Origin of the sequence: Enterobacter sp. Res13-Sevr-PEC09-46, assembly GCF_015672585.1 — a bacterium.
In the GTDB taxonomy this organism is placed as follows: domain Bacteria; phylum Pseudomonadota; class Gammaproteobacteria; order Enterobacterales; family Enterobacteriaceae; genus Enterobacter; species Enterobacter hormaechei_C.
In genome coordinates, this window is record NZ_JADABR010000020.1 from 552,161 (window position 1) to 576,338 (window position 24,178).

24 protein-coding genes, 1 tRNA gene and 3 pseudogenes are annotated in these 24,178 nt (G+C 52.2%); 8 read left to right on the forward strand and 20 right to left on the reverse strand.

Features of this window, described 5'->3' with window-relative positions; genetic code table 11:
• Positions 1 to 39: 39 nt before the first annotated feature.
• The 3 genes from prc to IMQ56_RS16250 form a co-directional block, all read right to left on the reverse strand.
• A complete protein-coding gene (prc, locus tag IMQ56_RS16240; protein ID WP_108393985.1) occupies positions 40 to 2,088 on the reverse strand; it encodes a carboxy terminal-processing peptidase in 2,049 nt (682 codons plus the stop codon).
• A 19-nt stretch (positions 2,089 to 2,107) separates the two neighbouring features.
• Positions 2,108 to 2,794, reverse strand: coding sequence for an RNA chaperone ProQ (proQ, locus tag IMQ56_RS16245; protein WP_003859895.1), 687 nt, complete (start codon positions 2,792 to 2,794; stop codon positions 2,108 to 2,110).
• A 96-nt stretch (positions 2,795 to 2,890) separates the two neighbouring features.
• Positions 2,891 to 3,388 (reverse strand): GAF domain-containing protein, encoded by a 498-nt coding sequence (locus tag IMQ56_RS16250; RefSeq protein WP_006811006.1) that lies wholly within the window; start codon positions 3,386 to 3,388, stop codon positions 2,891 to 2,893.
• A 132-nt stretch (positions 3,389 to 3,520) separates the two neighbouring features.
• Here IMQ56_RS16250 and yebS point away from each other — a divergent pair, with 132 nt between their 5' ends.
• From yebS to IMQ56_RS16270, 4 genes are all read left to right on the forward strand, one after another.
• Entirely contained in the window at positions 3,521 to 4,804 is a 1,284-nt protein-coding gene (yebS, locus tag IMQ56_RS16255; RefSeq protein WP_047728099.1) for a membrane integrity lipid transport subunit YebS, read from the forward strand.
• On the forward strand, positions 4,773 to 7,406 hold the full coding sequence (locus IMQ56_RS16260) for a PqiB family protein (RefSeq protein ID WP_017693254.1): 2,634 nt from the start codon (positions 4,773 to 4,775) through the stop codon (positions 7,404 to 7,406). Before yebS ends, IMQ56_RS16260 begins: the two co-directional genes overlap by 32 nt.
• Before the next feature lie 71 nt (positions 7,407 to 7,477).
• Positions 7,478 to 8,926, forward strand: a complete 1,449-nt coding sequence (rsmF, locus tag IMQ56_RS16265; protein WP_195207010.1) for a 16S rRNA (cytosine(1407)-C(5))-methyltransferase RsmF — start codon at positions 7,478 to 7,480, stop codon at positions 8,924 to 8,926.
• A gap of 106 nt (positions 8,927 to 9,032) precedes the next feature.
• The gene (locus IMQ56_RS16270) at positions 9,033 to 9,272 is read left to right on the forward strand and encodes a YebV family protein (RefSeq protein WP_003859885.1); all 240 of its coding nucleotides are present in this window, start codon (positions 9,033 to 9,035) and stop codon (positions 9,270 to 9,272) included.
• Positions 9,273 to 9,306: 34 nt separating this feature from the next.
• Here the strand turns inward: IMQ56_RS16270 and pphA are convergent, their stop codons facing one another.
• The gene (pphA, locus tag IMQ56_RS16275) at positions 9,307 to 9,951 is read right to left on the reverse strand and encodes a protein-serine/threonine phosphatase (protein WP_015570293.1); all 645 of its coding nucleotides are present in this window, start codon (positions 9,949 to 9,951) and stop codon (positions 9,307 to 9,309) included.
• Between the two features lie 167 nt (positions 9,952 to 10,118).
• On the opposite strand from pphA, the gene IMQ56_RS16280 reads away from it, so the two are divergent.
• The gene (locus IMQ56_RS16280) at positions 10,119 to 11,099 is read left to right on the forward strand and encodes a VirK/YbjX family protein (RefSeq protein WP_032648596.1); all 981 of its coding nucleotides are present in this window, start codon (positions 10,119 to 10,121) and stop codon (positions 11,097 to 11,099) included.
• 429 nt (positions 11,100 to 11,528) lie between these two features.
• Here the strand turns inward: IMQ56_RS16280 and IMQ56_RS16285 are convergent, their stop codons facing one another.
• Both IMQ56_RS16285 and IMQ56_RS16290 read right to left on the reverse strand, forming a co-directional pair.
• A complete protein-coding gene (locus tag IMQ56_RS16285) occupies positions 11,529 to 12,797 on the reverse strand; it encodes a Y-family DNA polymerase (protein ID WP_196064078.1) in 1,269 nt (422 codons plus the stop codon).
• Positions 12,797 to 13,102, reverse strand: a complete 306-nt coding sequence (locus tag IMQ56_RS16290) for a hypothetical protein (RefSeq protein WP_131729101.1) — start codon at positions 13,100 to 13,102, stop codon at positions 12,797 to 12,799. The genes IMQ56_RS16285 and IMQ56_RS16290 overlap by 1 nt, the downstream gene beginning before the upstream one ends.
• A gap of 112 nt (positions 13,103 to 13,214) precedes the next feature.
• Here IMQ56_RS16290 and IMQ56_RS16295 point away from each other — a divergent pair, with 112 nt between their 5' ends.
• The 3 genes from IMQ56_RS16295 to IMQ56_RS16305 are packed head-to-tail and all read left to right on the forward strand — an operon-like array spanning position 13,215 to position 15,954.
• On the forward strand, positions 13,215 to 13,577 hold the full coding sequence (locus IMQ56_RS16295) for a GtrA family protein (protein WP_045340345.1): 363 nt from the start codon (positions 13,215 to 13,217) through the stop codon (positions 13,575 to 13,577).
• Positions 13,574 to 14,491: a glycosyltransferase family 2 protein gene (locus tag IMQ56_RS16300; protein WP_063452482.1), complete on the forward strand. Its 918-nt coding sequence runs from the start codon at positions 13,574 to 13,576 to the stop codon at positions 14,489 to 14,491. The genes IMQ56_RS16295 and IMQ56_RS16300 overlap by 4 nt, the downstream gene beginning before the upstream one ends.
• Complete coding sequence (locus tag IMQ56_RS16305; RefSeq protein ID WP_196064079.1) at positions 14,488 to 15,954, forward strand: glucosyltransferase domain-containing protein; 1,467 nt, start codon at positions 14,488 to 14,490, stop codon at positions 15,952 to 15,954. The genes IMQ56_RS16300 and IMQ56_RS16305 overlap by 4 nt, the downstream gene beginning before the upstream one ends.
• A gap of 27 nt (positions 15,955 to 15,981) precedes the next feature.
• On the opposite strand, the gene IMQ56_RS16310 is transcribed toward IMQ56_RS16305, so the two are convergent.
• The 14 genes and pseudogenes from IMQ56_RS16310 to IMQ56_RS16375 all read right to left on the reverse strand — a co-directional run bounded on the left by IMQ56_RS16310 (position 15,982) and on the right by IMQ56_RS16375 (position 24,135).
• Positions 15,982 to 18,072, reverse strand: a complete 2,091-nt coding sequence (locus IMQ56_RS16310) for a hypothetical protein (RefSeq protein ID WP_196064080.1) — start codon at positions 18,070 to 18,072, stop codon at positions 15,982 to 15,984.
• Positions 18,073 to 18,130: 58 nt separating this feature from the next.
• A pseudogene (locus tag IMQ56_RS16315) lies at positions 18,131 to 18,994 on the reverse strand (host specificity factor TipJ family phage tail protein); the annotation flags it as partial.
• A 1-nt stretch (position 18,995) separates the two neighbouring features.
• A pseudogene (locus tag IMQ56_RS16320) lies at positions 18,996 to 19,838 on the reverse strand (DUF2213 domain-containing protein); the annotation flags it as partial.
• Positions 19,821 to 20,081, reverse strand: a pseudogene (locus IMQ56_RS23135) (DUF2570 domain-containing protein); the annotation flags it as partial. The pseudogenes IMQ56_RS16320 and IMQ56_RS23135, both read right to left, overlap by 18 nt.
• Complete coding sequence (locus tag IMQ56_RS16330) at positions 20,078 to 20,530, reverse strand: lysozyme (RefSeq protein WP_223866363.1); 453 nt, start codon at positions 20,528 to 20,530, stop codon at positions 20,078 to 20,080. The pseudogene IMQ56_RS23135 and the gene IMQ56_RS16330, both read right to left, overlap by 4 nt.
• Positions 20,531 to 20,585: 55 nt before the next feature.
• Positions 20,586 to 20,906: a hypothetical protein gene (locus tag IMQ56_RS16335; protein ID WP_032141950.1), complete on the reverse strand. Its 321-nt coding sequence runs from the start codon at positions 20,904 to 20,906 to the stop codon at positions 20,586 to 20,588.
• Between the two features lie 179 nt (positions 20,907 to 21,085).
• Positions 21,086 to 21,160 (reverse strand) — tRNA-Thr (locus tag IMQ56_RS16340).
• A 4-nt stretch (positions 21,161 to 21,164) separates the two neighbouring features.
• A complete protein-coding gene (locus IMQ56_RS16345; RefSeq protein ID WP_050595449.1) occupies positions 21,165 to 21,671 on the reverse strand; it encodes an HNH endonuclease in 507 nt (168 codons plus the stop codon).
• A 250-nt stretch (positions 21,672 to 21,921) separates the two neighbouring features.
• The gene (locus IMQ56_RS16350; protein WP_196064081.1) at positions 21,922 to 22,611 is read right to left on the reverse strand and encodes a bacteriophage antitermination protein Q; all 690 of its coding nucleotides are present in this window, start codon (positions 22,609 to 22,611) and stop codon (positions 21,922 to 21,924) included.
• Positions 22,608 to 22,724: a hypothetical protein gene (locus IMQ56_RS16355; protein WP_196064082.1), complete on the reverse strand. Its 117-nt coding sequence runs from the start codon at positions 22,722 to 22,724 to the stop codon at positions 22,608 to 22,610. Before IMQ56_RS16355 ends, IMQ56_RS16350 begins: the two co-directional genes overlap by 4 nt.
• Positions 22,721 to 22,909, reverse strand: coding sequence for a hypothetical protein (locus IMQ56_RS16360; protein WP_196064083.1), 189 nt, complete (start codon positions 22,907 to 22,909; stop codon positions 22,721 to 22,723). Before IMQ56_RS16360 ends, IMQ56_RS16355 begins: the two co-directional genes overlap by 4 nt.
• Entirely contained in the window at positions 22,906 to 23,517 is a 612-nt protein-coding gene (locus tag IMQ56_RS16365; protein WP_196064084.1) for a recombination protein NinG, read from the reverse strand. Before IMQ56_RS16365 ends, IMQ56_RS16360 begins: the two co-directional genes overlap by 4 nt.
• Positions 23,510 to 23,680, reverse strand: a complete 171-nt coding sequence (locus IMQ56_RS16370) for a NinE family protein (protein WP_047361843.1) — start codon at positions 23,678 to 23,680, stop codon at positions 23,510 to 23,512. Before IMQ56_RS16370 ends, IMQ56_RS16365 begins: the two co-directional genes overlap by 8 nt.
• Entirely contained in the window at positions 23,680 to 24,135 is a 456-nt protein-coding gene (locus IMQ56_RS16375; protein ID WP_196064085.1) for a YbcN family protein, read from the reverse strand. The genes IMQ56_RS16370 and IMQ56_RS16375 overlap by 1 nt, the downstream gene beginning before the upstream one ends.
• Between the last annotated feature and the right edge of the window lie 43 nt (positions 24,136 to 24,178).

The window sequence follows — 24,178 nt, forward strand, 5'->3', positions numbered from 1 at the left end:
ATAAAGAAACAGGCACAATTTCTTGTGCCTGTTGGGGGATTATTTTGTCGGAGCAGGTTGCAGGGCAGGTTTCTCTTTTTCCAGCTTCGCGAGATCAAGCGCGATATGCACCGTCTCGTCCAGATACGGATCGGGCTCCTGGTAATCCTTAGGCAGATCGTCCAGTTTTTTGAGCAGAGGCTTGCCTTCACGTTTGAAGCGATCGTTGATACGCGCCAGACGTGTCGCGTCATCTTCATTGTTCTCTTTCTCACGCTGGGCATAGTTCAGAGACACAATGTTCCGTTTCGCTTTCAAAGCGTTGAAACGCGCGATGTCCTTCATGATGTACTGGAATTCCGGATCCTTCCCGATGCGATCGTTGTGATTTTTCAGCAGTTCCGGTCCGAACTGTTTCATATCACCCGATTTCACGAATGTCGCGGCATCAATGCTATCCCACGGCAGCGCGTTATCTTCAAACTTCTCGCCCGTTTCCGTCTCTTCGGTACCTGTCGGCATCATGATATCCGGCGTCACGCCTTTGCGCTGCGTACTGCCGCCGTTGACGCGGTAAAACTTCTGAATGGTGTACTGTACTGAGCCCAGCGCAGGCCACTCAGGGCGCAGCATCTGGTCGTAAATACGGTTCAGAGAGCGGTACTGCTGAACGGTGCCCTTGCCAAACGTCGGTTCGCCGACGATTAATGCCCGGCCGTAATCCTGCATGGCAGCAGCGAAGATTTCCGATGCAGAGGCGCTGAAGCGATCGACAAGCACCACCAGCGGACCCTTATAGTAGACCACACCATCGGTATCGGCATCTTCACGCACTTTACCGTTGTTATCGCGCACCTGTACCACCGGGCCAGACGGGATAAACAGCCCGGAAAGCGAGACGGCCTCGGTCAATGCCCCGCCGCCGTTGCTGCGCAGGTCAATGATCACGCTGCTGACATTCTGCTTTTCAAGCTTCTGGAGCTGCACTTTCACATCATCGGTCAGGCCGACGTAGAAACCTGGGATATCCAGAACGCCAACCTTCTCTTTACCCACGGTTTTCACCGACATTTTCACCGCGCGATCTTCCAGACGGATACGCTCACGGGTGAGAGTAACGATACGGGTTTTAGTCCCCTTACCGGCTGGCAGGATCTCCAGGCGAACTTTGCTGCCCTTCGGCCCTTTGATCAGCGCAACAACGTCATCAAGACGCCAGCCAATCACGTCCACCATGCTCTTTCCGGTTTGCCCCACACCGACAATACGGTCGCCTACGCTGATCGCTTTGCTTTTCGACGCAGGGCCACCGGCCACCATGGAGTTGATTACGGTGTAGTCATCGTCCATCTGAAGCACAGCACCGATACCTTCCAGAGACAGGCTCATTTCGGTATTGAACTGTTCGGTGTTACGTGGAGAGAGATAATTAGTGTGCGGATCAATTTCATGCGCAAACGCGGTCATCGCCAGCGAGAAAACATCTTCACTGTTGGTCTGCGCCAGACGACGAATAGCGAATTTGTATCGACGATTTAACGTCTCACGGATCTCTTTCTCGTCTTTGCCTGTAAGCTTGAGGCTCAGTGCGTCATATTTGACTTTTCCGTCCCACAGCGCATTCAGTTCAGCCTCGTCTTTCGGCCATGGCGCTTTGCTGCGGTCCAGATTAAAGGTGTCGTTGCCGGTGAAGTCCATCGGACGTTCCAGCACTTTCAGCGCGTATTGATAACGCTCAAAACGGCGCTTTTGCGATAAGTTGTACAGATCGTAGAACAGATCGAGCTTTCCGGAGCGCAGCTCATCACCCACTTCGGATTTGCGTTTAGCGAACTGTTCAACATCGCTGGCCAGCAGTACGTTATGGCTGTAATCCAGCAAGTTCAGATAACGGTCAAAGATTTTGGCCGAAAAGGCCTGATCGAGATCGAACTGACGATAGTGCGAACGAGTAAAGCGCGACGTCACGCGCTCACTCACCGTCGCGTGCTGAGTCTCTTCCTTGAGAACCGGAATTTGATCAACACGCGTAATATCGTCCACAGCGAAAGCGTGGCCTGTTATAGCAAACAGGCCAGCCAGCGCGGTGAGCTTAAAAAAAGTGTTCATGCCAGGCTCGGCCTCCGTTTCAGAACAACAAGTGTTCTGCGCGTACAATCATTGACATACCAGAAGTCAGCTGTACACGAACGCCATCTTTGGTGATTTCCAGTACGGTGGCGTCCATCGCGTTGTTACCCGCTTTCACCTTCAGAGACTGACCTACGCTCAGCGCATTGATGTCAGAAACTGGGGTGTGGCGCGGCTCTTCGCGCGGCGCACGTGGGGCTTTAGCTGCGGGTTTGTCAGCACGCGGTTTGCGATCGTTATTTTCAGTACGACGCGGTGCCGGGCGCGGTTTACGCTCGCGACGAGGGGCGTCTTCCTGACCGTTTGCCGCTGCGGCTTCGCGTTTTTTCGCCTGCTGTTCCGCACGCTGTGCCTGCACGCGAGCTTTGGCTTCTTCAAGCTGCTTACGCGCATGTTCTACGTGCTGCTCGTCCAGCTCACCGCACGGGTTGCCGTCAAGGTCGACACGGGTCGCACCCGGCTTGATACCGTACAGGTAACGCCAGCTCGAGGTATAAAGGCGCAAGGCAGAACGAAGCTGCGTTTTGCTGAGGTTCATCTCCCCCTCAACGCGCGCGACCAGATCCTGAAAGATACCGACTTTCAGAGGACGCGCTTCACCTTCAGCGCTGAAGCACTGCGGGAAACGCTCGGCCAGAAATGCGATAACTTCTTTACTGCTATTCAACTTAGGTTGATTTTCCATGAAATTTCCTGATTACAACGGACGTTGCCAACAAGCGCAGGCATGAACAGGCGACATTATAATGACGCTATCAGTAAATGCTACGTTATCCGTTGATTATCCTGCGACGCTCGCAAAGAATTTATGATAATCGGTCTCTGCCAGAACATTTTCCAGGTTTGCGGCCAGCGCGCGCAGCCCCTGCTCATCCTCGGCAGTAAAGCGGCTGAAGACCGTGCTGTCGATATCCAGAACGCCAATAATCTGATTTTTAACCACCAGCGGCAGTACGATTTCAGAATTGCTGCTGGCATCGCAGGCAATGTGGCCGTCAAACGCATGAACATCTTCGACACGCTGAACCTGACGGGTCGCCACTGCGGTACCGCACACGCCACGACCTACCGGGATGCGTACGCAGGCGAGTTTACCCTGGAAAGGCCCCAGCACCAGCGTGTCACCTTCCAGCAGATAAAAGCCCGCCCAGTTCACGTCAGAAAGGCGTTCGAACAGTAACGCACTGGTATTTGCCAGAGTGGCTAAGAAACTGGTTTCCCCTGCCATTAATGCCTTAAAATCGCGATTCAGATCCGCGTAGAATTCTGTTTTGTTCATTATTCAACCACTTAGTTATCTTACATAGTTACCGCATAGCCTATTAAAATAAGCATTAAATGCGCTCATGCTCAAGATGAATCCGTTCATGAGTTATTATAACTTTCAACAATACTAATCTGTGTGCGACTGATGGCCCTAAAAACACCCCAAATTACGCCGACACGAAAGATCGTTGTCCGTACGGTAAGCCAGGCTCTGCCCCGTGCACATTATCAGCGTTGTCCCCAGTGCGATACGCTTTTTATGTTGCCGAAGATGAAATCGCACCAAAGTGCTTTTTGTCCTTGCTGCGATGCCAAAATTCGCGATGGCCGGGACTGGTCATTGACGCGCCTGGCAGCAATGGCGGTCACCATGCTGCTGCTGATGCCCTTCGCCTGGACCGAGCCGCTGTTAAAGCTCTACCTGCTTGGCGTGCGTATTGACGCTAACGTGTTGCAGGGGATCTGGCAGATGACGCGCCAGGGCGATCCGCTTACGGCCGCCATGGTGCTGTTCTGCGTCGTCGGCGCGCCGTTGGTGCTGGTCGCGGCAATTGCCTACCTGTGGTTTGGCAACATTCTGGGGATGAACCTGCGCCCTGTCCTGCTCATGCTGGAAAAGCTCAAGGAGTGGGTGATGCTGGACATCTATCTGGTAGGCATTGGCGTGGCCTCCATCAAGGTGCAGGATTATGCGTTTTTACAACCCGGCATCGGCCTTTTCGCGTTTATTTCACTGGTCCTGCTGAGTATTTTGACCCTGATTCATCTCAATGTTGAACAGCTTTGGGAGCGATTTTACCCGCAGCGCCCCGCGACCCGGCCTGATGAAAACCTGCGCGTCTGCCTGGGCTGCCATTACACCGGTTTTCCGGATAAACGCGGGAGGTGCCCACGCTGCCACATTCCGTTAAGATTGCGACGCAACTACAGCCTGCAAAAGTGCTGGGCGGCGCTAATCGCCTCCCTGGTATTTTTATTCCCGGCCAACATGCTGCCGATCTCCGTAATTTATGTGAACGGCGCCCGTCAGGAAGATACTATCCTTTCGGGGATTATCTCTCTGGCGCACAGTAACGTGGGGGTCGCCGCCATTGTTTTCATCGCCAGTATTCTGGTGCCCTTTACCAAAGTGGTGGTGATGTTTACGCTGCTTATTAGCATTCACTTTAAATGCGAACAAGGACTACGCACCCGCATCCTGCTTCTGCGATTTGTGACCTGGATTGGTCGCTGGTCGATGTTGGATCTGTTCGTGATTTCGCTGATGATGTCGCTCATCAATCGCGATCAGTTACTTGCTTTTACCATGGGACCCGCAGCTTTTTATTTCGGCTCTGCGGTGATATTGACTATTCTTGCAGTGGAATGGCTGGACAGCCGCTTACTTTGGGACGCACATGAGTCAGGAAACGCCCGCTTCGCCGACTGAAGCGAGAATTAAAACAAAACGCCGCATTTCGCCATTCTGGTTGCTGCCTGTCATCGCGCTGATGATCGCAGGCTGGCTTATCTGGACGAGCTATGAAGATCGCGGAAGTACCATCACGATTGATTTCCAGTCTGCGGACGGCATTGTCGCCGGACGTACCCCCGTTCGCTTCCAGGGGGTGGAAGTGGGTACCGTGCAGGATATTTCCCTTGGCAAAGGGCTGAACAAAATCCAGGTCCGGGCGAGCATTAAGTCTGATATGCAGGATGCCCTGCGTGCCGAAACGCAGTTCTGGCTGGTCACGCCTAAAGCCTCCCTGGCCGGCGTTTCCGGGCTGGATGCGCTTGTGGGCGGTAACTATATCGGCATGATGCCCGGCAAAGGTGAGCCACAGGATCACTTTGTTGCGCTGGATACCCAGCCGAAATATCGGCTGAATAACGGCGATTTGATGATCCATCTCCGCGCGCCGGATTTGGGCTCGCTGAACAGTGGTTCTCTGGTCTATTTCCGCAAAATTCCGGTAGGCCGCGTTTACGACTACGCCATTAACCCGAACAAAGATGGCGTGACCATTGATGTACTCATCGAGCGCCGTTTTACCAACCTGGTGAAAAAAGGCAGCCGCTTCTGGAACGTCTCAGGCGTCGATGCCGACCTGAGCTTAAGCGGTGCGAAAGTGAAGCTTGAGAGCCTGGCGGCGCTGGTGAATGGCGCTATCGCCTTCGACTCACCTGCTAACTCCAGCCCTGCCGCCGCAGAAGATACCTTTGGCCTGTACGCCGACCTGGCGCACAGCCAGCGCGGTGTCATCGTCAAGCTGACCCTGCCGGATGCCAAAGGCCTGAAAGCCGGTTCGACCCCGCTGATGTACCAGGGTTTAGAGGTCGGGCAACTGACAAAATTAACCCTCAATGCGGGCGGCTCCGTTACCGGCGAAATGACGGTGGATCCGAGTGTGGTGGATCTCCTGCGGGAAAAAACGCGCATTGAACTGCGTAATCCGAAGCTCTCCCTCAGCGACGCCAGCATCAGTTCTCTGCTGACGGGAAGCACCTTTGAGCTGATCCCCGGCGAAGGTGCGCCGAACAAAAACTTTGTTATCGCGCCGGCGGATAAAGCCCTGCTGCAAAAACCGGGCGTGTTGACGGTTACGCTGAATGCGCCGGAAAGCTACGGTATTGAAGCCGGGCAACCGCTGATCCTGCACGGTGTGCAGGTGGGCCAGGTCCTCGAACGTAAGCTGTCGGAAAAAGGGGTCTCCTTCTCCGCCGCCATCGATCCGCAGTACGGCAACCTGGTCCACGGCGACAGTAAATTTGTGGTTAACAGTCGGGTCGACGTGAAGGTGGGTCTGGACGGGGTTGAGTTCCTCGGCGCCAGCGCCAGTGAGTGGGTTAACGGCGGGATCCGCATTCTGCCGGGCAGCAAAGGTGCGCTGCGCGAAAGCTATCCGCTGTTCGCCAATCTGGACAAAGCCATTGAAAATAGCCTCGGCGACCTGCCAACCACCACGCTGACCTTAAGCGCTGAAACGCTGCCGGATGTCCAGGCAGGCTCCGTCGTGCTTTACCGTAAGTTTGAGGTGGGGGAAGTGATCACCGTTCGTCCTCGTGCGGACGCGTTTGATATCGAACTGCATATCAAGCCGGAGTACCGCAAGCTGCTCACGCCAAACAGCGTGTTCTGGGCTGAGGGTGGCGCGAAAGTGCAGCTCAACGGCAGCGGGCTGACCGTACAGGCATCGCCTCTCTCCCGTGCCCTGCGCGGTGCGATCAGCTTCGATAACCTGAGCGGCGCCGGCGGCAACATGCGTAAAGGTGACAAGCGGATCCTCTTCCCGTCCGAAACCGCGGCGCGCGCGGTCGGGGGGCAAATTACCCTGCACACCTTTGATGCCGGTAAACTGGCTGAAGGCATGCCCATCCGCTATCTCGGCATTGATATCGGGCAGGTCCAGAAGCTGACGCTGATCACCGCACGCAACGAAGTGCAGGCGACCGCCGTGCTTTATCCGGAATATGTGCAGACGTTTGCCCGGGCAGGCTCGCGCTTCTCGGTGGTTACGCCGCAAATTTCTGCCGCAGGGGTTGAGCATCTCGACACCATACTTCAGCCGTACATTAACGTTGAACCGGGTCGCGGCAACGCGCGTCGTGAATTTGAGTTGCAGGAGGCCACCATCACCGACTCCCGTTATCTGGACGGTTTGAGCATTGTGGTTGAAGTGCCGGAAGCCGGTTCGCTGGGCATCGGTACGCCGGTCCTGTTCCGCGGCATTGAAGTAGGGACAGTAACAAGCCTGACGCTGGGTAATCTGTCCGATCGCGTGATGGTCGGCCTGCGCATCAGCCAGCGTTATCAGCATCTGGTGCGCAACAACTCGGTGTTCTGGCTCGCTTCAGGCTACTCGCTGGACTTCGGCCTGACCGGTGGCGTGGTCAAAACGGGGACCTTTAATCAGTTCATTCGCGGCGGCATTGCCTTCGCGACGCCGCCTGGCACGCCTCTGGCGCCTAAGGCGCAGGCAGGTAAACACTTCCTGCTGCTGGAAAGTGAACCGAAAGAGTGGCGCGAATGGGGAACGGCGCTGCCGCGTTAATCTCGCAGGCTCCGGTGTCAACGCGCCGGAGCCTTTATGTTACACTGCGCACCTGAATGTTTCCCTGTGGTGTGCCCGTGGCTCAAAACTCCGTATTTCTTCCCGAACAATTCCTCGCACAGATGCGCGAGGCGCTTCCAGCTCATCTCTCTTTCGACGATTTCGTTGCCGCATGCCAGCGCCCTTTGCGCCGGAGTATTCGCGTCAATACGCTGAAAATCAGCGTCGGGGCGTTTCTGGATCTCGTCTCCCCCTACGGCTGGCAATTAACGCCGGTGCCGTGGTGTGAAGAGGGGTTCTGGATCGAACGGGATGACGAGGAGAGCCTGCCGCTCGGCAGCACCGCCGAGCATCTGAGCGGGCTGTTTTATATTCAGGAAGCCAGCTCCATGCTGCCGGTTGCTGCGCTGTTTGCCGACGGGAACCAGCCTGAGCGGGTTATGGATGTCGCGGCGGCGCCGGGCTCTAAAACCACGCAGATTGCCGCCCGGATGAACAACCGCGGCGCGATCCTCGCCAACGAATTTTCCGCCAGCCGCGTTAAAGTCCTGCATGCCAATATCAGCCGCTGCGGGATCCACAACGTCGCGTTAACGCACTTCGATGGTCGCGTGTTTGGCGCTGCCCTGCCGGAAGCCTTTGATGCCATCCTGCTCGACGCGCCCTGCTCCGGCGAAGGCGTGGTGCGTAAAGATCCTGATGCGTTAAAAAACTGGTCCGTTGAAAGCAACCTGGAGATCGCCGCCACGCAGCGCGAACTGATCGACAGCGCGTTTCATGCCCTGCGCCCAGGCGGGACGCTGGTTTACTCTACCTGCACGCTGAATCGCGATGAAAACGAGGACGTCTGCCTGTGGCTCAAGCAACGCTATGCGGATGCCGTCGAGTTTCTGCCGCTGGACACCCTCTTCGACTCGGCCAGTCATGCGGCCACCCCTGAAGGCTTCCTGCATGTCTTCCCGCAGATTTACGATTGCGAAGGCTTCTTTGTTGCCCGTCTGCGTAAAACCCGCGCCGTCGATCCCTTGCCTGCCCCTAAGTTTAAGGTCGGCAACTTCCCGTTCACGCCGGTCAAAGGCCGTGAGGCGGCACAGGCGCAAGCGGCTGCGAGCAAAGTCGGCCTGCACTGGGATGAGAGCCTGCGCCTCTGGATGCGTGACAAAGAGCTGTGGCTGTTCCCGGTCAACATCGAACCGCTGATTGGTAAGGTGCGTTTCTCCCGCCTCGGTATTCGCCTGGCGGAGATCCACAACAAAGGCTATCGCTGGCAGCACGAAGCGGTCATTGCGCTGGCCGGCAGTGAGAACACCTTTGCCCTGACGCATCAGGAAGCGGAAGAGTGGTATCGCGGTCGTGACGTTTACCCGGAAGACGGCCCCTCACAGGATGAAGTCATCGTGACGTATCAGGGCTATCCGCTGGGGCTGGCGAAAAAAGTCGGCTCGCGGCTGAAAAACAGCTATCCGCGCGAACTGGTACGCGATGGCCGCCTGTTTACCGGTAACAACCGCAGCGCCTGAAAAAAAGCGCATTTTTTTACTGGCGATTTCGCTCTCCTTGTCTAGGATCAAAAATGGGTGACTGCACTGGTCATACCAGATTTTGGGCAACAAACCGGAGAGCATTATGACGAAAACCAGCGTACGCATTGGCGCTTTTGAAATCGACGACGCTGAATTGCGCGGCGAATCACAAGGCGAACGAACGTTAAGTATTCCCTGCAAATCCGATCCGGATTTGTGCATGCAGCTGGACGCCTGGGATGCAGATACCAGCGTCCCGGCGATCCTTGATGGGGAACATTCCGTTCTGTACCGTGAGCATTACGACAGTAAAACCGATGCCTGGGTCTTGCGTCTTGCCTGACCCAAAGAGAACCCGCCCGAAGGCGGGTTATTTATTACTGAAGCTGCGCCAGCGTCAGAAAGCCCCCGAATACTGCCCCCGTATCAATGTAGTGCAGATTGTTAAAATCGTAGCGTTTGTCCACAGGCGTATGTCCAAACCAGAAGTGATCCGCGCCGCTAATGCCCTGCCCTTTGCCCACCATAAAGCCCATTAGCCGGTCGCGATCCCACAGCACGCGCTGGGCATCCACCGGCTTATGCCAGCCATATTCGGCGGAGGGATAATCCGCATGAGCAATCACGTTCAGACCGTTTTTGCAGGTTATTTCAATAATGTGCGGTAAGTCCCGACACGCATCGAGTAAACCCTTCGCCTGTTTTTGTTGAGCGTCCTTAAGCCCGGTAAACCAGTTACCGCCATTTATCGACCAGAGACTAAAATCATTATTTTCAAGCGCATCTAACGCCATTTGCTCGTGATTGCCGCGTACCGCATAAAACCAGTTTTCCTGCATCAGCTGTAAACATTTTACGCTGTCAGGCCCGCGATCGATAATATCCCCCACCGAGATCAGCAGATCCGTATCAGGATTAAAATGCCGTCGTTTCAGCTCATCCATAAGCCACTGATAGCAACCATGAATATCGCTGACAACCCAGACATGACGCCAGTGTTCTCCCTCTATTTTCTGATACATAACGCCTCCTGTAAGAAGTATAGCTGCCACAGAAAATGTCATGAGCTGGCGTTGGATTTTGCGAATCCAAACAAACCATAAACCAGCCGGAAATAAAGATCGCTGCGCTATTAATCCCTTATTCCCTGGCCTTTAAAATAGAGCGGAATAAAAAGAGGGATTTTCACGTGTCAAACATACACCTGCAAAACGATGTTTTTTATCCGCATCGCACAAATATTATTTCTGAACTGGTGAGAGGAAAACGCGTTCCCGGCCCAATCTGGCACAAACGTGATTACCGGTTAAAGTTCCTACTGCGCTCGCTTTTATTCTGGTCCTCCACCCATCGCATGCTGGAGGCCCTGTCCGGGCGCGATGATTTCGACAGGCTGCTCACCTCTCAAATTACCTTGCCGAGCAAAACTCACCGCCAGTATCTCATGCGCGGCCTGAACTCAAACGATCGGGCCGATGCTATCATCAGCCACTATCAGTGGATTGATAGTCTGAAAAACATCGCCCTCGCCCACGCGCTGACCAGCCCGCAAGAGGTGCCGGTTGTCCGGTTCGAGGCAAAAAACGGCGAAATCTATACCGTCCACGCCTCGTCCGCAGGTAAGGCCGAACGCGAAGGCGAAAGCACGCTTTGGCTGCACGACAATGACAATACGCTGCTTGCCAGCCTGACGTTCTGTGTCGCACGCAGTAACGGCCGTACGGTGCTGGTGATCGGCGGCCTTCAGGGTCCACGTCGTCATGTTTCACGGGAGGTGATTAAGCAGGCTACCCGTGCCTGCCATGGGCTTTTCCCGAAACGCGTGCTGATGGAGGTGATCTTCCAGCTTGCCTCACGCTCGAACATTAGCGCGATTTTTGCCGTCAGCGATGAAGGCCATGTTTTCCGCGCGCTGCGCTACCGTCTGAGCAAAGGCCGTCATTTTCACGCCAGCTACGACGAGTTCTGGGAAGGCCTGAACGGAAAGAAACTCTCCCCCTTCTGCTGGCAGTTGCCGCTCCAGATGGAGCGTAAAGCACTGGAGGAGATTGCCAGCAAAAAACGCGCCGAATACCGTCGCCGCTTTGCGTTACTTGATGATATTGCGGCTTCCGTACATGCGCGCATTGATCCCGCAGCCGCCTCAGGCAAAAAACAAACAAAAATTTAACAAAACAGCCAAAAAGGACTGGACTTACGCCTGCCGGGTTGTGGTATGTTTGAGGCAGGCCCACAGGAAGTGAACCTTCTGCTGAGACGATAACCGGATTTTATCGTTTATTTTCAAGCAGATAAAAAGAGACCGAATACGATTCCTGTTTCCGCTTCAACCAGTCCTTTTTGAATTTATTCAAACACTTACATATCAGAAACCCGTTAAAAATGGGTTTCAATGCTTACCAATACATCCATTCAAGATCAAACCGTTGCCATCTTTTTCGAGTGGGCGACGAGTGAACTTCGGGATCGCTTCGATCCGAAATCTCCCCAACTTTGCGTAGCTCCTTCCAGTTTCGCAACTTGCCGCTTTACGCCTTCCCATACCATCAGCATAATCACCACCGATCCGATTGTAAGATTTATCAGGTGCGCACCTCTTTTATCGGACAACAAGCAAATCTGAAAATCTCGTAGTGTATCGAGGCGACAGCATTTCACGCTTCATCTGCCACTGCTGCTGTATTCCCTGTCCGGCAAAATAGAGCGTGCCCTTTCCATCCTTTGCGTTAAGTTGATCCAGCACTTCCATCAGTTTTTCACTTCCGGCACGCGGAGCGCTGTCGTCGAACAGGTTGAGTTGGGCCACACCCTGGCTGAAGAAGTCGCCCAGCATGACACCCGCTTTCTGGTACCGGTGACCGTCCTTCCATATTTTGTCCAGACACTTTACCGCGGCGTTGATGATGTCTCTGCTGTCCTGAGTTGGCGTGAGCAGTCTTACCGATGCGCTGTTTCCGTAATACTGCTCATTAAGGGCAAAAGGTGATGTCTTGACGAAAGCGGAGATAAAACGGCAGTACTGATGCTCACCACGTAGCTTTTCAGCTCCACGGGCCGCATAACTGCATATAGCCTGCCTCATCTGCTCATAGTCTGTAATGCGTTCGCCAAACGATCGGCTGCATACAATTTCCTGCTTTACCGGGGCGAACTCCTCCAGATCCAGGCATGGCTCGCCGCGCAGCTCGCGGACGGTTCTCTCCAGCACAACGTTAAAGTGTTTTCGGATAATCCACGAACTCTGCTCTGAAAGGTCCAGTGCGGTTTTGATGCCCATAGCGTTCAGCTTCTTGCTGATGCGACGACCAACGCCCCAGACATCCTCCACAGGAACAAGCGCCAGTAACCTTCGCTGCCGGTCGACGTTTGAGAGATCGACCACCCCGCCCGTCTGCCGCTGCCATTTTTTAGCAGCATGGTTAGCCAGCTTAGCCAGCGTCTTGGTCTGGGCTATGCCGACGCCGACTGTGAGATGTGTCCGCTGTAAAATAGTCGCGCGGATCTCTTTCCCGAACTCAGTCAGGTCACGGCAATTCCTTACGCCGGTAAGGTCGCAAAAGGCTTCGTCTATGCTGTAAATTTCCACGCGCGGGCTCATTTCTTCCAGCGTGGTCATTACCCGGCTGGACATATCTGCATAGAGCTCGTAGTTGCTACTGAAGCAAACAACACCAGCGCGCCGGAACAATTCCTTCTGCTTGAAGAACGGCTCACCCATCGCTATCCCGACTGCCTTTGCTTCTGCGCTACGCGCTATTACGCAGCCGTCATTATTCGAAAGAACAACCACCGGCCGACCACGCAGGTCTGGTCTGAATACTGTTTCACAGCTGGCATAAAATGAGTTCACATCGACCAGGGCAAACATCACATCACCGGGTTGTCGTCTGAGAACGCCGCAGCGCCATTGATAAAAAAGGTCACCACTCCCATGACATCGACTTCATCTAAAGCATCCCCTTCTATGCATTCACCGTCTTCGGTGATGAGCGAACCGCCCATAACGACCGCGAATTGTAGTTGGCCGAACGCATGCACCAGCACGCGCGTTCCGTTGGCGGGCGGCAGATCGGGCTGAAAAAGCGCGTAACCACCTGACATTTCGACCAGACATGAATAGCGGTTAACCCCACATAACCGTTTAAGCCTGTATCGCTGAGCGTTTGCCTCCATGGCCCTCCCCCAAAACAACTGTATTTATATACAGTATCGTCAAATATGAGAGTCGATCAAGTTGCACAGTGATGCTAAACTTCAGACCTTTCCGAATTGACTGATTTTTATAATGTTAAAGCTCTTTGCTAAGTACACATCGATCGGCGTCATAAACACGCTCATTCACTGGGTTGTGTTCGCTATTTGCATATACGCGTTTCACACAGGTCAGGCTCTTGGCAACTTCGCCGGGTTCGTCGTGGCGGTGTCATTCAGCTTCTTTGCAAACGCCAGGTTCACGTTTAAGTCTTCGACAACCACGATGCGCTACATGCTGTATGTAGGGTTTATGGGATCCTTGAGCGCAACTGTTGGTTGGGCTGCCGATAAGTCCGGTATGGCTCCAATTGTGACTCTCATTCTCTTCTCCGCAATCAGTCTGGTGTGCGGTTTTATTTATTCAAAGTTCATTGTCTTTAGGGATGCGAAATGAAAATTTCTCTGGTCGTTCCCGTCTTCAACGAAGAAGACGCGATACCTATTTTTTATAAAACGGTTCGGGAATTTGAAGGGCTTCAGCAACATGAAGTAGAGATAGTCTTCATCAATGACGGCAGTAAAGACGCGACAGAATCAATTATCAACGCGCTTGCTGTTGCCGATCCACTTGTTGTTCCACTGTCATTCACTCGTAACTTTGGGAAAGAACCAGCTCTGTTCGCCGGTCTCGACCATGCGACAGGTGAAGCGATTATCCCGATTGACGTAGACTTGCAGGATCCTATCGAAGTCATTCCGCACCTGATCGAGAAGTGGCAGGCCGGGGCAGATATGGTTCTTGCCAAGCGCTCTGACCGCTCCACTGATGGCAGGCTGAAGCGCAAGACCGCTGAATGGTTCTATAAGTTGCACAACAAAATCAGTAACCCGCAGATCGAGGAAAACGTTGGTGACTTCCGCCTGATGTCTCGCGAGGTGGTCGAAAACATCAAACTCATGCCTGAACGCAACCTGTTCATGAAGGGTGTTTTGAGCTGGGTGGGCGGCCGCACTGATGTCGTGGAATATGCCCGCGCAGAACGCGTTGCCGGCAGCACAAAATTCAACGGCTGGAAGTTGTGGAACCTTGCCCTTGAAGGGATCACCAGTTTCTCTACATTCCCTCTTCGTATGTGGACTTACATCGGCTTGTTCGTGGCCGGTGCAGCTTTCCTCTACGGTGCGTGGATGATTATTGACACGCTTGCATTCGGTAATGCTGTCAGAGGCTATCCTTCTCTACTGGTTTCCATTCTTTTCCTGGGCGGCATTCAATTAATCGGGATTGGAGTCCTTGGAGAATATATAGGAAGGATTTACGTAGAAGTTAAGAATAGGCCAAGATATGTTTTGAAGGGAAGAAAATGAGCGTATTTTGTTTGAAAGGTCGCGAAAAGGAGATTTCCTTTAACGTTATCTCATCAGTGATTTACATATTGCCGCTTCTATTTGCATCCCTATTTTACAGGGATGATTTAGGACGTGCGATATGGGGCGGCGGCTGGGACCATGACGGCAGGTACATCACCACGTGGATTATGGAAGCGTTGTCAACTGGAAAACCAATTACTGATATATTCCCATATGGGACGATAGCCTCTGCTATATTTTTTGGTATTTCAGGGTTGATTATCACAAACATTTTAGGAATAGAAAAATCATCAACCTATAAAATAAGCTCGTTGTATGTGGTAACATACCCGTTCATCATTGAAAATTTAGCATATAGATATGATGCACTTAGCATGGGTTTATCTTTCCTTGCATGCTGCATTCCTTTTTTGATGCGAGAAAGAAGCTACACATTTATTTTTGCTTCTGTAGCATGTATTTATTTCTCTCTACTGACATACCAATCAAGTTTGTTCGTTTATATTTTGATTTGCATGGCGCTATGTGCAAAATCAATAATTGACGAAAATAAAGTGCCTTTTAAGCACATAATTGCGTGTATAATTTCAGTAGTTTTAGCGATGGTATTGGCGAAAATTACATGGCATTTAAAAGACGCAAATTTCCACGGAAGAGATGCCTTGTTTGTGTCTACACAATATCCAATTCAAGCTCTTGAGGTGAATTTCAGATCTTTTTACGACCTTCTAACAAGAGTTTATGGCCACTCTTATTTGAAATTAATATTTCCAATCATATTGTCTGCGGTATGTTTTATAATCTTTGGGGCAATAAACTTAATTTGCAACAAACACTATAAAAGACTTTCCTTGGCTATTTTGCTGATTCCAATATTTGGGTTAATGGTTCTTCTATCTCCAGGTCTAAACCTCTTCCTGGCCAAGCCGTTCTGGACCGCAAGAACCATGATGTGCCTGGTGGTAATTTTCTATCTAGTGATAATGTTAGCTGATAGATTGCTTTCCAGGCATCACAATATTAAAAAGATAATTTTTTCTTTACCTTTAATTTACTCATTTGCATTGATGTCTGCATTCTGCCAGTCTCAACAGTCAAATAATAATTTTTATGACAAGGTGGAATCTATAGTTTACCAATACACATCAGTGATTGATAAAGCGTCTGTAGTTATAGTTGGGAAGCCTGAACTACCAACTCAAACAAAAGCTTTATTTGATAAGTTCCCTATACTGACGGCTCTTTCCCCTCTGTATTACAATGGTCAGTGGGTTTGGGGGCCGGTGTTTATGATGAAATCTGGAATTGCTACAGATACCACAGTCAAATATGGAGATAAATGGAATTCAATCATATCAAAAGGTTGCTCCTATAATGTTGTATATCGCAACTCATTAATGAAATTATATCAACAGGATAAACAATTCATCTTAAGCTTTGATAAAAACTACTGCGGTTAATAATGGTGGCCTTTGGCCACCATTCATTTATAGGTTTCCGGCCGATTGCCATGTTCCAGGAGTACCAGCGGTGACGCACACCCATTCCTTAGGGCTTCCAACAGCAGGTGCTGAATTTATGCACCTTGAACCCCTGGGCCAGGTTAAAGTTGTTGGCGCCGCTGTATCGTATAAAACTGGCAATGCAGTTCCTTGCTTAACTAAGCTTCCGAGCCATGCAGGAACGGTCGCAACGTCCCACCTACAGCCTGAGCTATAAAATGCGCCAACACCATCTCCGTACATTCTGATTGCGTCTCCAGTTGTGTTAGTGCTATGACACGCAGTCAGAATTAAAGGCTCATTTGTCCAAGACACGTTTCGATAGAACCCATTAAAACGGCAATCATTAAGTCTTGTTGCAGATGTAACTGTTAATGCAATATCGGTAGTTCCAGCCCCAGTGTGGTTAAATGAGCACGCCTCAAAAGTCAGATAGCCAACAGTTGACCCAGTGCCTGTCCCCGTGATGACTAATGAAGAGTTAATAGTGCAATTTCTCACAGTGGTATTGTTTGCTGTGTTACCAAATGCTGAGGTTACATTTGTTATGCTAGTATTTTCGAATGTTATGTTGTCCCCATTACTAAACGATACTGCGGCAGCATCATAGATGTCACCGTACTTTGTAATGCTTCCTCCATTCCAGTGGCATCTGGTTCCTTGGAGCGCAACCATGTAACTCCCTGAATTTGATTGGTTCCACCGGTGAACATGGCAGTTGCTTAATTCGATATTGAGCAGATTTCCTGCATCATTGTAAATGTATATATCAATCTTTCCATTATCACCAGAAATGTGATCGAATATATGAATATATCTAGTTACTGCATCATCACCAGTTTGTGAATAAACTCGGATTCCATATTCACTGTTACCAAACGTTTGATTTCCTCTGAATGTAGTTCCTGTGCTCTTCCATCCCAGGCAGCCTCTACCACCGTTAAATATTTCAGTTTCGCTTAAATATCCGTTGTAATTGCCAATTGAGTTTATTATTTCATTGAAATTACCATACCGATCTTCTAATCCATTTCCCCAGTTGTTTTCAGATATGCAGTTGATGATTGAACATCTTGTGCCATTAATCATCTGAATCCCAGCACCAGGTGCTCTTCGAACTATTGCTCCACTTACTTTGCTATATGACGCATCAGCTATAATAATAGCTGCTGCTATTGAGTTAGTTCTTGTGCCAGTGCCAACGAATACCCCTCCAGTAGAGGATGAATTACTCCCTCGTATGGCAAACATATAGTTAGCAAGTGATGTGCCTTGGATTAATCTTGATACCCCAAAATCTACACTCCTATCAGATTGAAGTGTAATTGTCGCATCCAAAAGATAATCACCTCCAGTAAACTGCATTCTTTTTGAGGCGGCAAACATAGCGTTAATTGCTGATGAGCAAGGTGTAACGCCATCAGGCACAGCCCCAGCCATTAATGGATTCACGATGTCGGCATTAACTCGAATCCACGCGGCCCCACCAGTAGTTTTAAACACGGTGACGCCATTGTCTGTGTAAGAGCTACCATCAAGCACGGCGCGTAACTGACCACCACCGTATCCTGTACCTGCTGTGTATTCGCGAAGGAGGATTCTCTGGCTGGCTGTTGTCGGTTCGGTATTGCGTAATGTAGTTACATCTGGCACCTGACCTACAAGACCAAATCCGGATATGGACGCTAATTGAGCTCTCAGTGATGCGTCGCCAACAGACAGCCATTTGCCTATACCAACCCCACCAGTGCTTTCCGGAGTTGAGCCCTCTGGCACCATTTTTGGCAATGGACCATCCCAGCGATAATACTCTCCAGTTGCATCGAGGCGCAGAACTTGATTTGGAAGTGTGATGGTATTTCCGTCTTCAAAGCTGTCCAGAGTAATATACCCGAACTGGGAGATGGCCTGCTGTGCCAGCCAGCGCAGGCCCTCGATCGTATAATGCTTATTGCCGAAACGGTCAGTGTAAGTCCATCCCATCGAGGTAACGAACTCGTCAATTTTCCCGGCGTTGTATTTCAGGTCAATCGGTGATTCGCTCGGGACCGGTTTTTGAGTAGGTGTGGTAGCCATATTGATTCCATAAAAAAACCCGGCGCGGTGGCCGGGTATGGTTGGTCGGGGACGGTTCTTATTGGTAGATGGCGTCGCTGTATTCTGCGACGGTCAGAGATACCGTGTTATCTGTGTTAGGTTTGATGCTGTTGACCGTCCATAGCTGACTGTCCAGTTCCTCAACGGTCGCGATGAGGTAGCGGGACGGGAGCTGCACAGTGTCTCCGTTCCAGATATTGAGCTGAATGTTGGGGATAGCCGCGGTGAATCCGTACTTCGTGTCGCCACGCGCAGCCGCTGGATAGCGCAGTGTCGGGTTACCCAGGCTGTCTGTCACCAGCACATACATCGAACCGGTAAACGTGATCGGCTCGCTGGTATCAAAGTTATTACCGGCGCGCCCGGTGATGTAACCCTGTTGCTGGTTGCTGTCGTAGATGTCGGGCATCTGAATAACGCTGCCGACCTGGATAATGCCGTCTTCGAACACTTTGGCGTTCATCTTCACGCGCGAGTAGATTAGGCGCTTGGTTTCGCGTAATGCGCGCTCCCGGGCCTGATACTCATTACGAAAGCCGACTATCTCCAGCTTGTTCGGATTTTCCGCTTCCTGTTCGACGATGGCGCCGTTCAGCACGCGGTAGTTGATGTACGTCTTATTGTTCGTGGTCGGGTGGACGTAGGACACCTGTACGCCGTCGTAGCCGCCAGGAAGCGTGGCCTCGTACGTCATTTTGTACTCGTCCGTCTTCATGTTGGCCCGGTTGAATACGGCCGCCGGGTAATCAACTTTCTGATCACGGGTAAACGTCAGCACGCCATCATCCCAGTAAGCAACAACACTGGCGGCATTGCAGATAGCCTGCACACGGTCGCCCAGAGAGTCGTTCTCGTCGTCAAACGTGTAGTCGAAGTAGCCCAGTCGCTCATCAGGCAGGCTTGTAGGCATCCCAGACCTGATCGTCGGTCAGCCCCTCGGTTTTAACGCCTGCGGCATTGAGCGCGGCGATCATCTTCTCTTTCATCGGGTTTGTTTCTCCGTTGGTTTTGACTTCGTACTCAGTTGGTTTGCGCACGACTTCTACTGGATCGCCGACAAGCGTTACGACCTTGTCAGAGATGAGGTACTTCTGGTCGAAGAGCTTCGGCTTGACGTTCTCGCCATCCTCTTCATAAACGAAATGGTCAGGCCAGACGCTGACGACGTAGCGCCACTTTTTGTCGTCCTGCTTGATGGACATGCGCAGCGCCTGGTAGATGTCGTCGAAGGACATCTCTGACGCGTTGCTGATAAAGAACTTCACTTTGTTCCACCAGCCGTCTTTCATGCTGTTGGCGGCATCGGTGAGGCTCGTCACTTCAACATCAGCCTCTTGCCCGTCAGCGTTGACGAACATGCCGACGCCTTCATCTGGCGTGCCAGCGCCTGGCTCGTCGAGCAGGATCGCGATGTGGTCGAACTGCATGTTGTGAGCGACCCACGAGTACTTCTTCTGCTTCGACTCACCTGCCTTTTGCTCCTTGTTCAGCAGCAGACCGGTAGAGACATGAATCGGGTCGGCGTTATTGCCGGAAATCATGTCATCCAGGCGCTGAATAAGACGCTTACCGTCAGGCTTGGTATCTGCCACAGCCTTATTTACGTAAACGTCCATCACGACCTTATCGTTGGCCTTGCTGACGTTCTGAGCCCATGCCCCGGCGTAATAGTCGTTGACTGCCTGCGGATCGTTTGCGCTGACGTATTTGCCGTTCACCATCGGGTGCCTGATGTAGACAATGCGCGTTTCGCCCTTTTGAGCCAGTTCGTTCTTTGCATTCTGGGTAGCCTGTGAGATGTCACGGATAAGGTTCATCGTGGTGATCACGTTGTTGGTGATCGCTTCCGATGTGTCTGCCCTGACCGTCGCCTTGTCGCGCTGGTCCTTGTAGGTGATGGCGTTGTCGCGGTAATGGTTAATCATCCAGGCCATGGAAACCAGCAGACAGATAACGAAAGCCCAGATGATTGCTGTTAACCGGCTCATTTAACACCTTCCAGGCAGAGCGCCTTTTCTTTCCCTGCTCGAGTTACCAGACCAGGCAGAACCTTGCCGCCTCCCCATACCCAGCGAGGGAACTGGTTGCATGCCGCCGTGATGTCTCCACTTCTGAGAAGAGAGAACATCGTGGAGGTGCGCATGTTCCCACAGCCAGCACGAAACGTTACCGATACAGCTGCTGAGAAAGTATCGTCAGATAGCTTTCTGCCATTCCCGTAACGGTTAACGCAGGACTCAGCATCAAGGATGTTGCGCTCCCATTCGGCTGCGATCTGCTGGTCAGACTTAACGGTGCCAAGCTTCACGCCATGCGTGTTCCCCATACCGTCAGTCAGCACACCGGCCGGGCAGACATATGGATCTCGTCGGCAAGATTCAGCGTTGCCGATTAACTCCAGCCCGCGCTCGTTAGTCCGGACGTGTCCCGCATTCATCACAATAGCGATGATCGTTCCTACGGAGCAGACAATGCCCGCCGCGCCGCTTTTCTTACTCAGTTTCAACTGTGCCACCGGAAATTCTCCGCATTGCCTCCGTAACCACCTCGGCGGCAGCCGGACGATCGGAGTGAGGTTTTTTACCTACATCAGATAAGTAGTTTTCCAGCAGCTGGGTTCGTTTCCTTTCCTCAGCCATACGCTCACGCTCTTCTTTCCGTTTTGCGTAATAGGTTTTTATCGTGAAGAACGCCGATACCAGCGCGCCGATAATAAAAACGTAATCCTGTAGGCTAAGCAAAGAGAACAGACCCAAGGCCGCCGACCACCAGTACGGCAGATCGTGTCCATTTGTTGGGTTCATACGTTGCATTCCACACCTCCGGGTCCGGGGTGCTGTGTGGTAGTTGGGAAAAGGCCGTCAGACACGATAGCTACGTGGCATCTGGAATTGATTGTCTGCGGCCTGAATAAAAAACCCGGCGACAGGCCGGGAAGATGAGGGTAAGGCAATGTCGGCTCTCTGGCCGAAGGGTCCCAGGTAGTGGGTTCTGGTGCCGGGCAAAGGAATCGAACCTCTGACGCGCAGCTTACAAGGCTGCCGTTCTGCCACTGAACTAGACCGGCGAAATTAGTCAAGTAGATGAGCCATCTTGTTACTCTGCACTTCCTCCATCCATTTAATAAGCTCAGCTTTATCTCGCCCGCTTTTATAAAATCTCTTGGAGTTTATACAGATCGAGGCGTCAATTCGCCCAGATTTCCTGACAGTTAGGGAGCCGCAATTCGTGCGTAATTTAAGGTAGTCACGGCTACGATTTTCAGCCTGGAGCTTATAATCTGCAATCCTCAGGTTTTCTAAGGAATTGTTTTTAGTATTTCTATCAATGTGATCAATTGTCATGCCATCTGGGATTTCACCATTTGCTATGGCCCAGACAAGTCGATGCGCTTTATATTTCACGCCGTCTATTTTGACGTAGTAGTAACCGTGGTTATCAAGACTTCCAGCCCTGGCGCCTTTTTTTGCTCTGGTGCTAGCATCAACCTTCCACCTCAACCCACTTTCACTACTGCCATCAACTTCCAAAAACTGTCTAGCCTTTGCGATTGGTAAAGGGATTGTTTTTGAGCTCATGCGTTTTCCTTGCTTTGAAATGAACCTTTGCCGCAATGGAAATCAGCCCGTCGAGGCTCGCCAGCACTAACTGACTTCCTCAAAGGCTCATTTCAAAGGGTTTTGGATTCGACGTAGTTGAGAGCGCATTGCGGTGCGCTTGTGAAATTTGGAAATAAAAAAGCCCAAGGCTTTAACCTCGGGCTCTTAATTCTTTGTCGACCTACGAAGCTATGGCGACGATATCAGATTTACATGAAATATATGCGTATCAGTTCGGTTTTGCAAGACTTACATCTAAATTTGTCGCCTTTTGTTGTGAACGTGATCGCGTTACAGAGATAAGTGCAGCACTATCGAGTCGCTTAAAGCTGTTGCGCATTGCCAGCCAGTGAGGCAGATACGTTTCCGTCCAGGTCGATTTCGCTACGCCAGCCAGCTCCGCCAGCGCCTGATATTCGTATGTATCGCGACCTGCAAGCTCCGCTTTAACGTCCTGCGCCGCCAGCCAGATAAGTTTCTTCAGGCGGTCCATAGTCTTGCCGGCCACTTTCTTCGCGCCGAGCTGCTCCTGGAACTCTGCCCACGCCCACTGGGTGATAGCCACCTGGTGCTCAAAGCTAACATTCTCGCTGTAGTTCCACAGCAGCCAAGCTTTCTGGTGGTCCTCCAGCGACAGGACAGCGCGGCGCCATGAGGCGGTGCCGAACTCAACCGGGCTGACTAACGCGATAGACGATCCCTTGGCGCGGGACTGGCTGCCGCTCATCGGCGGCCCGTCCGGGCTGACCATGCGCTGCTTATCCTTGTCGAATACCTTTTTCCTGCCCCGGCTGCGCGCCGTCGCGGTGAATTGCGCGTTTTCGGCGAAGGCTACCAGTTGCCCTTTCGTCGCCCCGCTGAGGTCTGCGGTCGCCACAATAAGCTGCTGACGTACGTATTCCAGTTGCTGACTGTTCATGCGGCTTCCTTCTGTGGCTGGTTGGTTTTTGTCTGGCTGTGCTTTGCTACTGGGGGCATGCTGGCGCGCTTTACGCTTTCTGCCTGGTATCGGGCTATCTGGTCGTGAGTCATTCCCGTTCCTCCATCATCCAAAGAAACGGCCATGACACTAAACAGCAGGACGCCCATATGGCAGTGATGACCAACTTCTCTTTGAGCATGAAATTTAGGTTGTTCACACGGCGCCAGACTCTTGCTGCAACCAGGCCGGCGCAGAAGGCGTAAACAACCATAGCGGTAACGACTAAAGGGCTCATGCTGCCTCCTGCTGTTTTAGTGCGCGAAGGTCTGCTCTGGCCTTGGCACGGATGCCGTCCAGTTCTTCGCGGGTATATCGGTGGTTTTCGTTGTTGGATTCGAGGGCCAGTACGCGTTCTTCACCGATCAGTTCGACCAAGGCTGCACGATAGGCCTCGATATTCCCTGATTTATGAACGTTGCAGACTGGACACTGTAACCACAAATTATCTGGGTTGAAGCGCAGCTGAGGTGCAGCCGCTGTGGTGCGGTAATGTCCGGCATGCCATACAAACGCGCTCTTAGTGCCGCATGAGATGCAGCCATAACCTGCAGCAAGCAGCATTTCGCGACGCCAGTCGTTGAAGGCGCGCTGAGTCATCTGCACCCAGTGACGGATCGGCTTCAGCTCATTACGCCGCGCAGCGCGCCGTTGGCGACCTGCCTTCTCTTCGGTGCGCTGGCGCTGCGCTTCCTTCTGCTTAGCGGATTCACGGGCTTTTGCGGTCTGTTCTTTTCCGATCGCGCTGGCGCACTCGAAGGAGCAAACCACCTGCCCGTCGCGGACCGGGTGGAACCACTGGCGACAAGATTTATGGGCGCACTTGCGGCGCGGTAACTTAGCCATGCGCCCTCCTCGCCGCGAGACGCAGCCATTTCTGATCCACGAGGCGGGCGGTGTAGTCTTTCAGTGTCGGGATGTCGGACGGCTTAACCGCGGGCTTACGCTGGCGGCGCGCCGGAACGCGGAAGATTTCGTTGGTGATGACACGGGAAAGTGGTGTAGACATCAGACCTCCTGCTTATCGCGCAGCTGCTGGTATTCACAGCTCTGCGGGATGGTCAGGTGACACCCAATATTCATCGCCCAGGCTTCGACTTTGCACAGGAAGATGTACATCTCGCCGGTTTCCAGATCGGCGGTATGGCGGAGGGATTGGACGGTGGTGACCTCTCCGGACACGACGTCTACCCTGTCTTTGCTTTCATATCCGAGATAGGTGTGCTTCATCGCATCTTTGACCCACTCAGGCGTAGCGAAGGTCTTGCCGCGGGCGATGAGGTACTCACTTATTTCGGTGTACCACATGTGGCTGAGCGCATTTTGCGACAGGCTGCGCTTCTCGCGCCACGGCTTAACCTGCAGGCGGAAGCATTGCCCGGCATCCAGCAATGGCTGAATCTGCTGGCCGATGGCCGCGAAGTTACCGCGATGGAGTTTGATGCCGTCTACGGGCAGAGTCATACGGCCTCCTTAACGGAAACCGCTGAATGCAGAGAATCGCAGG